At 60.6% G+C, this 12,289-nt stretch carries 11 protein-coding genes; 7 read left to right on the top strand and 4 right to left on the bottom strand.

Translation table 11 applies throughout. The annotated features are described in order from the left end of the window. The coding region (locus JWQ61_RS04080; RefSeq protein ID WP_304359387.1) for a phosphotransferase enzyme family protein at positions 1 to 948 on the top strand (948 nt) is incomplete at its 5' end. Further along, positions 948 to 1,541: a nicotinamide riboside transporter PnuC gene (pnuC, locus tag JWQ61_RS04075; protein ID WP_304359386.1), complete on the top strand. Its 594-nt coding sequence runs from the start codon at positions 948 to 950 to the stop codon at positions 1,539 to 1,541. The genes JWQ61_RS04080 and pnuC, both read left to right, overlap by 1 nt. Positions 1,542 to 1,563: 22 nt before the next feature. Here pnuC and JWQ61_RS04070 read toward each other — a convergent pair whose 3' ends face one another. After that, positions 1,564 to 2,781, bottom strand: a complete 1,218-nt coding sequence (locus JWQ61_RS04070; RefSeq protein WP_304359385.1) for an EAL and HDOD domain-containing protein — start codon at positions 2,779 to 2,781, stop codon at positions 1,564 to 1,566. 499 nt (positions 2,782 to 3,280) lie between these two features. Here JWQ61_RS04070 and JWQ61_RS04065 point away from each other — a divergent pair, with 499 nt between their 5' ends. The 4 genes from JWQ61_RS04065 (at position 3,281) to JWQ61_RS04050 (ending at position 8,597) form a co-directional block, all read left to right on the top strand. Then, positions 3,281 to 3,811, top strand: a complete 531-nt coding sequence (locus tag JWQ61_RS04065; RefSeq protein WP_304359384.1) for a fimbrial protein — start codon at positions 3,281 to 3,283, stop codon at positions 3,809 to 3,811. A gap of 235 nt (positions 3,812 to 4,046) precedes the next feature. Further along, the gene (locus JWQ61_RS04060) at positions 4,047 to 4,832 is read left to right on the top strand and encodes a molecular chaperone (RefSeq protein WP_304359383.1); all 786 of its coding nucleotides are present in this window, start codon (positions 4,047 to 4,049) and stop codon (positions 4,830 to 4,832) included. Between the two features lie 90 nt (positions 4,833 to 4,922). Beyond that, positions 4,923 to 7,505, top strand: a complete 2,583-nt coding sequence (locus JWQ61_RS04055) for a fimbria/pilus outer membrane usher protein (protein ID WP_304359382.1) — start codon at positions 4,923 to 4,925, stop codon at positions 7,503 to 7,505. Positions 7,506 to 7,613: 108 nt separating this feature from the next. Further along, positions 7,614 to 8,597: a fimbrial protein gene (locus JWQ61_RS04050; protein ID WP_304359381.1), complete on the top strand. Its 984-nt coding sequence runs from the start codon at positions 7,614 to 7,616 to the stop codon at positions 8,595 to 8,597. Positions 8,598 to 8,620: 23 nt separating this feature from the next. Here JWQ61_RS04050 and JWQ61_RS04045 read toward each other — a convergent pair whose 3' ends face one another. Further along, positions 8,621 to 9,562, bottom strand: a complete 942-nt coding sequence (locus JWQ61_RS04045; protein ID WP_304359380.1) for a methylglyoxal synthase — start codon at positions 9,560 to 9,562, stop codon at positions 8,621 to 8,623. Positions 9,563 to 9,684: 122 nt separating this feature from the next. Here JWQ61_RS04045 and greB point away from each other — a divergent pair, with 122 nt between their 5' ends. Further along, positions 9,685 to 10,242, top strand: a complete 558-nt coding sequence (gene greB / locus JWQ61_RS04040) for a transcription elongation factor GreB (RefSeq protein WP_041743142.1) — start codon at positions 9,685 to 9,687, stop codon at positions 10,240 to 10,242. A 34-nt stretch (positions 10,243 to 10,276) separates the two neighbouring features. Here greB and JWQ61_RS04035 read toward each other — a convergent pair whose 3' ends face one another. Both JWQ61_RS04035 and JWQ61_RS04030 read right to left on the bottom strand, forming a co-directional pair. Continuing rightward, positions 10,277 to 10,969, bottom strand: coding sequence for a glutathione binding-like protein (locus tag JWQ61_RS04035; RefSeq protein ID WP_304359379.1), 693 nt, complete (start codon positions 10,967 to 10,969; stop codon positions 10,277 to 10,279). Positions 10,970 to 11,023: 54 nt separating this feature from the next. Next, positions 11,024 to 12,226 (bottom strand): pyridoxal phosphate-dependent aminotransferase, encoded by a 1,203-nt coding sequence (locus tag JWQ61_RS04030; protein ID WP_304359378.1) that lies wholly within the window; start codon positions 12,224 to 12,226, stop codon positions 11,024 to 11,026. Between the last annotated feature and the right edge of the window lie 63 nt (positions 12,227 to 12,289).

Raw genomic sequence — 12,289 nt, 5'->3', positions numbered from 1 at the left:
CTGACGGACGAGCATCGCTTCATGGCGCACCTGCGGCAGCGCGGCCTGGCGGTCAGCGAGGTATTGCAAGCCAGCGACGGCAGCACCGCCCATGCCGACGGCGGATGGACCTACGAGGTGCAGCGCGTCGGCCAGGGCGTCGACCGCTATCGCGACGCCACCTCCTGGACCCCTTTTGTCAGCACCGAGGACGCCGCAGCGGCCGGCAGCGCGCTAGCCAGGCTGCATCTTGCCGCCCGCGGCTACGACGCGCCGGCGCGCAGCACCAAGCTGCTGGCCTCCGGCTTTACCCTGTTCAATACTGAAGATCCGCAACAGGTGCTGGAGCGGATCGGGCGCTACATACAGGAACGGCCGGCGCTGGCTGATTACCTGGCGCAGCGCGACTGGCGGCAGGAAGTGACGCAGGTGCTGCTGCCGTTCCATGCGCGCCTGGGCCCGCTGCTCGATGGCCTGGCGCCCTTGTGGACGCACAACGACTGGCATGCTTCCAACCTGCTGTGGCAAGCGCAAGAACCTCCGGCAGTGGCGACGGTGGTCGATTTCGGCCTGGCCGACCGCACTTGCGCGGTCTACGACCTGGCCATCGCCATCGAGCGCAACATGATCGAATGGCTGGCTTTGCCGTCGACGCCGCCGGCCGACCAGCGGCCGCTGGTGCATATCGGCCAGCTGGACGCCATGCTCGACGCCTATGAAGCAGTGCGGCCATTGTCGGCGCTGGAAGCGGCCGCCTTGCCGGCGCTGCTGCCGCTGGCGCATGTCGAATTTGCGCTGTCGGAGCTGGCGTATTTTCACGGCGTGCAAAAATCCGCCGAGAACTCGGCGCTGGCTTACGATACCTATTTCCTCGGCCACGCCGCGTGGTTTGACAGTGACGCCGGCCGTTACTTGCTGGATCATCTGCAGCGCCGCTGCGACCGTAAAACCCGCCCACAGGAGTCTTGATGTCAGGTTTGGAAATCAGTGCAGTCATATTGAGCGCCCTGGCAGTCTGGCTGACCGCGCGCCGCCATCTGTGGTGCTGGCCGGTCGGCCTGGTCTCGGTGCTGCTGTATGCGCGCATATTCCTGGTGGCGAAACTGTACTCGGACCTGTTGCTGCAGCTGATCTTCGCCGTCATGCAGCTGTACGGCTGGTGGCAGTGGAAGAGGGGCGCATCAGATCAGGACGGCCAGCATATCCAGCCGCAGCGCCTGCCGAAGCAGGGTTTGCTGATCGGGCTGCTGGCCGGCGCCGCGGGCAGCGTGGTGCTGGGTTACGTCATGGCCAGCTTCACCGATGCCCATATCCCATGGCTGGATTCGGCGCTGACCAGCTTCAGCCTGGTGGCCCAGTTCTGGATGGCGCGCAAATACGTCGCCAACTGGTGGCTGTGGATCGCGGTCGACATCATCTACGTCGGCGTGTATATCTACAAAGACCTGGACTTGACCGCAGGGCTGTATGCGGCGTTCATCGTGCTGGCGGTCATCGGCTTGCGCAACTGGCAGCGGCAGCTGCCGAGGAATCACCCGCCGGCCGCCGCCGCGGCGCTTTGATTGCGGCTGGCGGCAGCGCCGTCTATGCTGCCGGCACGCCCAGTTTCTGCGCCCACGCCAGCGCCGACAGATGCGCCAGGTTGACTTCCTCCGGGGTGATCTTGAGCGAACTGGCCAAGGGGCCGACCAGCGGCGAATTCAGTTCGCAAGCCTCGGCCAGCGCTACATAAGGACCATACGGTCCGGAACGGGTCAGCAGCGCTGCGGCCACCTGGTCGGACAGCTTGATGCTGGCCAGCACTTCCTCCATGCTGACGCCCAGCAGCCGGTCCAGCAAAGAAAAAATCCCCGCGACAAACAGGTTTTCCGATTCGCCCCTGGGCAGGTATTTTTGCCCCAGCAGTTCCGAGAAACGGCCGCGGATGATCGCGGTTTCCATCAGCACCGGTGAATAGCCGCTGCTGCTGGCGGTAGCCAGCAGCAGGGACAGCCACTGGAACAGCGCTTCGTAACCGAGCAAGGCGAGGGCGGCACGCAGTGACTGGACTTCAGTCTTCAGGCCGAACGCCGCGGAGTTGATGAAGCGCAGCAGTTCATAGGACAGGCCGGGATCGCGTTTGAAGATTTCTTCGATCTTTTGCAGGTTCTCGTTCTTGGCGACCAGGTTCATGATTTGCACGATGATCTGCTGCGCCGGGTTCAGGCCGGTGGCGCGCTTGCCCGGGCGCGGCGTCAGGTGCAGCTTGCCGATGAAGGCATCCAGTCCCAGCATGGCGCAGGCGTCATAGTCCTGCCAGTTGCTGACCGGCCGGCCGACCATGCGCAGCGACGATTTTTTCAGCGCGGCGTAACGGCGCGCCTGCGCCGCAAAATCGCTGGCGGAAAATCGTACTTCGAGATGCGAGATCTCGGCAGGCAGGGCGCCTCCGCTGAGGTCGGCGCCGCGCAGGGAGATGCCGTAGCCGGCAGCGCGCAGGGTTTTGACCGCGGCCAGGGTGCCAGGGTCGGCCAGGTCGCGGTGCTTGAGCGTCAGCACCGTGCTGGCGGCCGGCATCCTTTTGATCGCCTCGCCGCTCAGCATGGCCGGGGATGCTTCCAGGAACAGCAGCTTCTTGCCCAGCAGCCAGCCGCTTTTTTCGTCGCTCAGCTGGTCGGCGACGAAACCCAGCAACGCATGCAAGTCCCCTTCATCGGCCTCGCCATCGGCGCCGCCGGTTTCCTGCCACGTGAGGTCGTAGCCGACCACGCCTTGTTTCGTATCAAGCAAAGGTTCTCGAACTATGAAATTGTCATTACGCATCTTGGATTTTTTATGGTGGATGGTGAAGGGAGCTGCAAAATCGGTTTTCCTGAACAGTGCAGTGTTAACGTTAACGGCTGTTTACTGGAAAAATTAAGCAGATATCCTCATCCGCGAGGAAATGTGTCATGGAATTTGAAAATGTTGTCGTATTTGCACGACAAAGACACACGTTGCCACCGAGTATTTATGATGTTTCCACCGAAGAATTGATTGCTTTCAGGACTCCTTAGGGTTTTACGTGTGGCTAGGAAAGGCGCTACAGGACTGGGTTTTCGGTATTTACTTGATTGTTATAAATAATAATAAATATACAAAGATCGCTAAATCCCAGCGTCATTTATTGCGGTCCAATAATTAGTGATGGTTAGTAATTGTTAAACATTGTCATGAATGCACTTTTGTGACTTTTTGCCCCTAGAATGTGATTCGCCATGTTGGCAATTCATTAATTTGAATCGAACATCCACTTTATATCTGAGGGTAAAAAATGAAACAAATGACTATCGCTAAGTTGGTTGCAGTTGCTGCTGCAGGTCTGTTGTCCCAAGCGGCCTTCGCTGACGGCGGCACCGTAAACTTCAACGGCAATATCGTTGATTCCCCATGCACAGTCGATCCATCCAGCCAAAACATCACCGTACCTATGGGCGACGTGTCGCGCACAGTGTTCGGCGCCGTCGTTGGCAAGAAATCGACACCATCGAAGTTCACTATCCTGCTGACCGACTGCGGCCCAACAGCCAAGGGCGCAACCGTGACCTTTACCGGCACTACCGACGCTACAGTGAAAGACGATCTGGCGATCGCTAACGCTGGCCAAGTCGGCGTGACTGCTGCCAAAGGCGTAGCGATCGAGCTGGGCGACTCCGCCGGCACCAAGATCCCTGTCGGTTCGGCATCGGGCACTTACGTTCTGGGTCTGGGCAACAATCCTTTGAAGTTCCAGGCTGCCTACGTTTCGACCAGCACTGCAGTGACCGTCGGTCCAGCTAACTCGACAGCACAGTTCGTCGTTGCTTACCTGTAATCGACGCGCTTTGCAAAAATCCTAAAACGGTTTTATTCCGTTTCGGCCAGTTGTGCGAAACGGACTGCCTGGCGCTTGCGACGGCCAGGTTTTAAGGATGGGCTGGTTTGCCGCAACGGTAGCGGCAAGCCAGCCATCATTTTCCCGCACCACCCATGCATCAATTTGTGAGCACGCGAGTCCTGTGCTTGCTTAGAAATTTGTGCATAGGACATTTTGATAGACGAGGTCTTCCATGTTAGGCAAACAATTCTTCACTTCCGTTGTGGTCGGCGGCGTGCTGGCACTCAGCGCGCTGTCGGCCGGCGCCGGCGTGATGCTGGGCGGCACCCGCGTGATCCTGGGCGAGAAAGACCGGCAAGCGTCGATTCCGCTGAAGAACACCGGCACCGCGCCATACGTCGTGCAAACCTGGATCGATGCCGGCGAAGGCAAGAACAAGACGCCGTTGCTGGTGACGCCGCCTTTGGCGCGCATGGATCCCGGCGCGGAAAACATCTTGCGCATCGTCCGCATCGCCGGCGACTTGCCGAGCGACCGCGAATCGGTGTTCTGGCTCAACGTCAAGGAAATCCCGGAAAAATCGGATCAGCAGAACGTACTGCAAGTGGCCGTGCGCACCCGTATCAAAGTGTTCTACCGGCCGACCGGCCTGGCCGGCAAGCCTGACGAGGCGCGCGGCCTGGTCACGCTGTCGGTGGTGCCTGGCGAAGACGGCAAGGGCGCCGCGCTGCGGGTGAGCAATCCGAGCGCTTACAACATCACGTTTACCGGTTTCAAGATCAACGGCAACAAAGAGCAGACCAGGGCTGGCATGGTGCCGCCTTTCGGCGCGATGGATTTTCCGTTGACCGTTATCAGCGCGCCGCAGGCGATCGAAGCCAACTACACCACGATCAACGACTACGGCGGTGAAACGCCGGAAGTAACGGTCAAGGTCGCGGTTGGCAGCGTCGGATCGCAAGGCCAGCCGCAAGCGCAGCAGCCAGCAGCGGAAACCGCGCCTGCCGCAGGTAAATAACACCACCATCGTCTCCCAGATAGCAAGCAACGGATCCTGTCAAGGCAAGTCAGTCTGCCGCGCAAGGCAGAAATAAAGGAAGGGAAAGCTGTGATCAGATTGTCGCATCAACGCAAACCGGTACGCCTGGCACTGTCCGCGATTACGCTGGCCGTGCTGGCGCAGGTGGCGCATGCCCAAGGCCAGGGCGGTTCGGTATTCAACGAGCAGTTCCTGGATATCGGCGGCGATCAAAGCCGTGCCGACCTGTCCTTGTTCGCGTTCGGCAACCGGGTCTTGCCCGGCAGTTACCTGGTCGACGTCAGTCTCAATGAAAGCAGCGTTGGCCAGAGCCAGGTCAATTTCGTCGACAATCCCGACGAAGCGGCGGACAGCAAGAGCGCCCAGGCCTGCATCACCCGCAGCATGCTGGAGGGCTGGGGCGTCAAGGTAGAAGTGTTCCCGGCGCTGATGGCGGCCGGCGACCAATGCGTTGACCTGGCAAAGGTAATTCCCGGTTCCAGCGTTTCCTACAATGGCGAGAAACTGCGCCTGACGCTGAGCATTCCGCAGGCCGCCATGAAGCGCCAGGCGCGTGGCGCCATCACTCCGGACAAATGGGACAAGGGCATCAATGTCGGCATGCTGGACTATCAGTTTTCGGCAGCCCGCTACGACGGCGGCAACAACGCCGGCAGCAGCATCAACAGCACCAACAGCATCACCGATTTCAACGGCAACCCGAGCACCACCACCAGCCAGGCCCGCAATACCTTGTACGCCGGCTTGCGCGGCGGCTTCAACCTGGGCGACTGGCGCTTCCGCAATTTCTCGACCTACAATCGCGGCCTCGACGGCCAGGGCCACTGGCAATCGGTGACTTCCTACCTGCAGCGCGACATCGCTGCGCTGGGCGGCCAGCTGACGCTTGGCGACAGCACCACGCCGGGCAATTTCTTCGACTCTTTCCAGTTCCGTGGCGTCCAGCTGGCGTCCGACGACGGCATGCTGCCCGACAGCCAGCAAGGTTATGCGCCAACCATCCGCGGCGTGGCGCAAACCAACGCCCGCGTCACGGTGCGCCAGAACGGCTTCGTGGTGTACAGCACCTATGTCGCACCCGGTCCTTTTGTACTGGACGATTTGTATCCGACTTCCACCAGCGGCGACCTGGAAGTCACGATTACCGAAGCGGACGGCCGCGAAACCAAGTTCAAGCAGGCGTTCTCCGCCGTACCGACCTTGTTGCGCGAAGGCGTCTGGCGCTACAGCGCTACCGCCGGCCAGTACCGCAACGGCCTGGGATCGAATGTCAGCGGCTCCAAGCCGTTTTTCATGCAAGGCACCCTGGCGCGCGGCCTGGGACGGGAATTTTCGCTGTACGGCGGCCTCATGGGTTCCGATATCCATCAGTCGGTGGTGCTTGGCGTCGGCAAGAACCTGCGCGATTTCGGCGCCATCTCGGCCGACCTGTCGCAAGCGCATACCAAGGGACCGTTCAACCAGAGCTACGACGGTCAGTCGCTGCGCTTTCTGTACGCCAAGTCTTTCGAGAATTACGGCACCAGCGTGCGCATGGCCGGTTATCGTTATTCTACCGGTGGCTTCCGTACGTTCCAGGAAGCGGCGCAGATGCAGGACCTGCAAAGCGGCCAGATGCTCAACAACCGCCGCAGCCAGCTGCAACTGGATTTCGCCCAGCAGCTGGGCAGCCGGGGCGGCAGCGTCTACGCCTCGGCGCAGCAGCAAAGCTATTGGGGCACGGATCAGAAGACACGCCTGATCCAGCTCGGTTATTCGAATTTCTACAAACAGTTCACCTACAGCGTTTTCTATAACAACAGCACCAACCTGAGCGGACCGTCCAGCCGCCAGCTGATGGTGTCCTTGTCGATGCCGCTGGGCGACAGCCGCTCCTACGCCCGCTACTCGGCGGCGCAGGGCAATAACGGCGAGGTCAGCCAGCAAGCCAGCGTCTACGGCTCGGCGCTGGATGACGGCCGCCTGACCTATAACGTATCGACAACGCATTCGAACCGCAGCGACAACAGCGGCAGCGCTTCCGCCAGCTACCTGTCGCAGTACGGCCGCTTCGACTTCGGCCGCGCCCAAGGTTCCGGCTACGGCCAAACCACCATGGGCGTGGCGGGCGGCCTGGTGGTGCATGGCGGCGGCATAACCTTGTCGCAGCCGCTGGGTGAAACCATGGCGCTGGTGGAAGCGCCGGACGCCGCCAATGTCGGCTTCGAGGTGTATCCGGGCGTCCGTACCGATAGCCGCGGCAATGCGGTGCTGGCGAACCTGAGCCCGTACCGGATCAACCGCCTGGCGGTGCGCACCGAGGACCTGGGCGACGAAGTGGAAATCAAGAACGCCGCCATGGATGTGGTGCCGACCCGCGGCGCGGTGGTGCTGGCCAAATTCGAGACCTCGATAGGCCTGCGTCTGATGCTGACCCTGAGCGACAAGAGCGGCAAGCCGCTGCCTTTCGGCGCTAAGGTCGAGAACGAGCAGGGACAAGAGATGGGTATCGTCGGCAGCGAGGGCCAGACTTTCGTTACCGGCGCCAAGGATGCCGGCGCATTCAGCGTCAAGTGGGGCCAGGGCGCGGCGGAACAATGCAGCATCAAATACCAGGTGCCGGTTGAGAAGAACCCGGCGCCGATTCGTCAAATGAATGCGCAGTGCGAATGAGCACGCTATGAAAACAAGGATGATGTCATGAGCAACGGGAATAGCGTGTTAAGCAGATGCGGCAGATGCACGCGAATATTGGCGGAGCGGCGCCGCAGCCTGTCCGGCATGCTGCTTTTCATCTGCCTGCTGGCCAGCGCTCAGCTGGCGCAGGCAGCCTGCTTTAAAAACCCGTCCTATACGGAAAAAACGATCAACATGTTTTTCGGCAAGGTCTATCTGCCGAGCGATCTGGCTGTGGGAGCGCTGATTGCAAGAAAAGAATTCAACCTGCCGCTGAAAGGCGGGCAACTCGACAAGCCATGGAATTGCACCAATGGCGGCGTAGTAAATGGCGACATGCTGCAAGGACAGATGATCACGGGATACGACCATGTGTACTCTACCAACGTCACCGGAATCGGCGTTCGCCTGTCGCGTTTTTTTAATGGGACAGACTCCACTTATTACGCCCACACCCGCACTACTCCTAGCGATTTCGGCACTTTCGACGCCAATTCCAAATTTGTCGTCGAGCTGTTCAAGACCGGCCCCAAGACGGGCAGCGGCCCTCTGGCGCCGGGCATCTACACCAAGTATTACAGCGTCGCGGACAGTTTATCCGTGCTCACCACCTATCTTGACGTCAACGCCATCACTATCGTTACGCCCACCTGTACGGTTGACGTCGGTTCAAAGAATATAGCGGTCAACCTGGGCTCCGTTTCCAGGAGCAATTTCAAGGGAGTCGGCAGTTCGGCCGGCGAGAAGGATTTCAATATCAAGCTCAATTGCCAGCGCGGCGAGAATACCCAGAACATCATTGCATTGAATATGGCGGCGACATCCGATCCCACCAACAAACCGGGCGTCTTGCAGCTGACCCAGGAACCTGGCGTGGCGACCGGGGTTGGCATCCAGGTGCTGGATCAGACCCGGACGCCGGTGAAATTCACGACCTCGACGGTCGCCGACACCAACTCCATCAATGTCGGTCCTTCCGACGATATCCAGTACGTGGTGCCGTTCAAGGCCAGGTATTACCAGACCACGCCTAACATCAATACCGGCAAGGCCAACGGCACCGCGACGTTCACGATCGTATATCAGTAGCGGAAGGATGCGCCGGCTACCGCCTAAGGGCGCGGCGCGAGAGGCTGGTTCTGTGCGGCGCGCTGCTGCAGCAGCGTCAGCCAGCGCTCGCCGCACTCGGCGTCGCTGATGCACAGCGCATAGTCGGGCACGGTGCGGGCCGCGCGTTCCAGCAGCTGGATGTCGGCTTCGTGCTGGCGGGCGACATGCGGATCTTCCAGGAACAATACGCGCCGGCATTGCTGGCGATCCAGGATCAGTTCGGCGATCTGGGCGTCGCCGCCCAGCGGGCCGCTGAGGAAGGGCTTGACCCAGTTGCGGCCGGCTTGCTCGCCCTTGATTTTCTGCGCCAGCTTGTTGAGCAGGCTGCCGGTGGTGCCGGTGGCGCAGCGGAATGCAAACTGGTCGAGCAGGGCGAAATGGCGTTCCGCAATATCCAGCATCCGGTGTTTCATGGCATCGTGGGCGATCAGCGCGATGCCTTCCTGCGCCAGGTCGAAGGTCGGGTCCAGCGCTGGATTGGGCGCGGCGCCGGCCGCCATCGCTTCCAGTTCCAGCCACTCACGGGCGCCAGCCAGCGTCGACAGGAACGGCTTGCCATGGATTACGCATTGCCGTTTCAAGGCCACCGCTTCCGGAAAGGTCGACGAAGGGTCGACCGGGTCCATCAGGTAAATCACTGCATCCAGGGTGCGCGCCGGATCGGCGTCGACCACCCGCGACACCAGCTTCATCAAACCGCCATGGCGGCCGTAAGGAAAACGTTCGATATGCGGATAGTGTTCCAGCAGGCCCAGCTGCTGCATTGCGTCCAGCGTGCGCCCGACCACCACCAGCTGCGGTTTCAGCTGTTGTTCGATGCTGTGGCGGCTGCCGGTGAGCAGCTGCGCCAGCGCCGACTCCGGGCCCTGCTGGTGGCTGCGGTTGGCGGCGAGGCCGATCCGGAACGGAGCGGAAGAGGCATTGCGGGAAGGAGAGGAAGGCATATGGCGGAAGTCAGTACGGGCAACATTGCACTAGCCTGACTTTACCATACCGCCATGCAAGAAAAGCCGTGGTTCGGGGCAATATCGGCAGACGTAGTCTATTTGGAACTACAATGTCAGCTATGAACAAGGCATTTGTAAAAGAATCCGAAGGCGATGACGACGATCTCGAATTCGGATTGCCGGCGATCCCTCCCGGCACCAAGAATTACATGACCCCGGAAGGCTATCAACGCATGAAGGACGAGTTGTTGCGCCTGATTGACGTGGACCGGCCGGAAGTGGTGCGCATCGTTTCCTGGGCCGCTTCGAACGGCGACCGTTCGGAAAACGGCGATTATATCTACGGCAAGCGCAGGCTGCGTGAAATCGATCGCCGCATCCGCTTCCTGACCAAACGGCTGGACCTGGCCGAGGTGGTCGATCCCAGCGTGCATCATGGCCGCGACCAGGTGTTTTTCGGCGCCACGGTGAGTTACCAGAACCATGCCGGCGAAGAGCATACGGTGACCATCGTCGGCATCGACGAGCTCGATCCGCTGCACGGCAAGATCAGCTGGATTTCGCCGGTGGCGCGGGCCCTGACCAAGGCCCACGAAGGCGAGAGCGTGACCCTGATGACGCCGGCCGGGATTGACGAGCTGGAAATACTGGCGGTCAGCTACCCCGAGCCGCAGTAGCAGGCAGCAGGATGGGCAAGGCCCATCCCCGCGCTTACCGTTTCTGGTACTGCTGGCTGCCGAACAGGATATCGCGCGCCTTGTCGTCGGTCAGCGGCTTGCGGGCCGAGGTCAGCACCTCTACGCCGCGTTTCACCGCCGGCCGTTCGCTGATCGCATCGAACCAGGTTTTCAGGTGCGGATATTCATCCAGTTCTATGCCCTGGTTTTTCCAGGAACGAAGCCACGGAAAGGTAGCGATGTCGGCGATCGTGTATTCGTTGCCGGCCAGGTAAGGGTGCTGCGACAACTGCTTGTCGATCACGCCGTACAGGCGCCTGGCTTCGTTGGTATAGCGGTTGACCGCGTAGTCGATCTTTTCCGGTGCGTAGATGCGGAAATGGTGGGCCTGGCCCAGCATCGGCCCGACGCCGCCCATCTGGAACATCAGCCATTGCAGGGTGTTGAATTTTTCGCGGTCGGTATGGCCGAGGAAGCGGCCGCTCTTGCCAGCCAGGTACAGCAGGATCGCGCCCGATTCGAACAGCGAAATCGGCTTGCCGTCGGGGCCGTCGGCATCGACGATGGCAGGGATCTTGTTGTTGGGTGAAATCGACAGGAAATCCGGCTTGAACTGGTCGCCGGCGCCGATGTCGACCGCATGTACCCGGTAAGGCAGGCCCAGCTCTTCCAGCAGGATGTGAATCTTGTGGCCGTTTGGCGTGGGCCAGCTATAGACATCGATCATGGCTGTTTCCTTTGTTGTGCAATTGCGTGTTTGAATTATGCTGATGAGTTGTGCTTAGATTTTTGCCAGCCTCTGCAGCGCCTGCTGCAAGGTCTGGTCTTGTTTGGCGAAGCAGAAACGGACGATGCCCGATTCGCGTGGGGACTGGTAGAACGCTGACACCGGGATCGCCGCAACGCCGATTTCGGCAGTCAGCCAGATCGCAAAATCCGCCTCGCTCAGCGAGGAAATGGCGGAGTAGTCGACGCACAGGAAATACGTGCCGTCGGCCGGCAGGAGCTTAAAGCGGGTGTGCTTCAAGCCATCGCGGAACAGGTCGCGCTTGCGCTGGTAAAACGCAGGCAGTTCGAGATAGGGTGCGGGATTCTGCATGTACTGCGCGATCCCGTGCTGCACCGGCGTATTGACGGTGAAGATATTGTATTGGTGGACCTTGCGGAATTCCGCGGACAGCATCGCCGGCGCGGCCACGTAGCCGATTTTCCAGCCGGTGACATGGTAAGTCTTGCCGAAGCTGGAAACGACAAAGGCGCGCGCCGCCAGTTCCTGATCGCGGCAGACAGATTCGTGGCGGGCGCCGTCGAACACCATGTGTTCGTAGACTTCGTCCGACAGGATCAGGATCTCGGTGCCGCGCACGATATCCTTGAGCGCTTCGATGTCGGCCGGCTTCAGCACGCTGCCGGTCGGGTTGTGCGGCGAGTTGATCATGATCATGCGGGTGCGCGGGCTGACTGCCGCGGCAATCCGGTCCCAGGGCACCTGGTATCCGTCCGCGCCCAACGTCATCTGCACCAGCACCGGCTTGCCGCCGGCCAGTTCGATCGACGGCACGTAGCTGTCGTAGGCCGGTTCAATCACGATCACTTCATCGCCCGGATGGACCGCGCACATGATGGCGGTCAGCAAGCCCTGGGTGGCGCCGGCGGTGACGGTGATTTCGGTGGCCGGATCGTAGCTGTGGCCGTAGATTTTTTCGATCTTGGCGGCGATGGCCTGGCGCAAGGCCGGCACGCCGGGCATCGGCGGATACTGGTTGAAGCCGTTTTTCATGGCGTCGCCGACAGCGTCGACCAGCGCCGGATCGCAGTTGAAATCGGGGAAGCCTTGCCCCAGGTTGACCGCGGATTTTTCACTGGCCAGGGTCGACATCACCGTGAAAATGGTGGTGCCGACTTTGGGCAGCCTGGATTGAAGCTGTGTGAGCTTGGAGTCTGCGCCGGCTGCGCTATCGGGAATTCTCAAATCGCGGTTCATCTGCTGTCAATCTAGTGTCTGGATTTCGCATTTTAGCGTTTTGTCCGAGACTGCACAGGGTTG

Origin of the sequence: Collimonas fungivorans (assembly GCF_028292705.1) — a bacterium.
Taxonomy (GTDB): domain Bacteria; phylum Pseudomonadota; class Gammaproteobacteria; order Burkholderiales; family Burkholderiaceae_D; genus Collimonas; species Collimonas fungivorans_B.
The sequence above is the reverse complement of the archived record's forward strand: the minus strand, read 5'-3'. Positions and strand labels throughout refer to the sequence as shown.

Coding starts and splice junctions, on each gene's coding strand:
- pnuC (WP_304359386.1), top strand. CDS start 948: ATGTCAGGTTTGGAAATCAGTGCAGTCATATTGAGCGCCCTGGCAGTC.
- JWQ61_RS04070 (WP_304359385.1), bottom strand. CDS start 2,781: ATGCGTAATGACAATTTCATAGTTCGAGAACCTTTGCTTGATACGAAA.
- JWQ61_RS04065 (WP_304359384.1), top strand. CDS start 3,281: ATGACTATCGCTAAGTTGGTTGCAGTTGCTGCTGCAGGTCTGTTGTCC.
- JWQ61_RS04060 (WP_304359383.1), top strand. CDS start 4,047: ATGTTAGGCAAACAATTCTTCACTTCCGTTGTGGTCGGCGGCGTGCTG.
- JWQ61_RS04050 (WP_304359381.1), top strand. CDS start 7,614: ATGCTGCTTTTCATCTGCCTGCTGGCCAGCGCTCAGCTGGCGCAGGCA.
- JWQ61_RS04045 (WP_304359380.1), bottom strand. CDS start 9,562: ATGCCTTCCTCTCCTTCCCGCAATGCCTCTTCCGCTCCGTTCCGGATC.
- greB (WP_041743142.1), top strand. CDS start 9,685: ATGAACAAGGCATTTGTAAAAGAATCCGAAGGCGATGACGACGATCTC.
- JWQ61_RS04035 (WP_304359379.1), bottom strand. CDS start 10,969: ATGATCGATGTCTATAGCTGGCCCACGCCAAACGGCCACAAGATTCAC.
- JWQ61_RS04030 (WP_304359378.1), bottom strand. CDS start 12,226: ATGAACCGCGATTTGAGAATTCCCGATAGCGCAGCCGGCGCAGACTCC.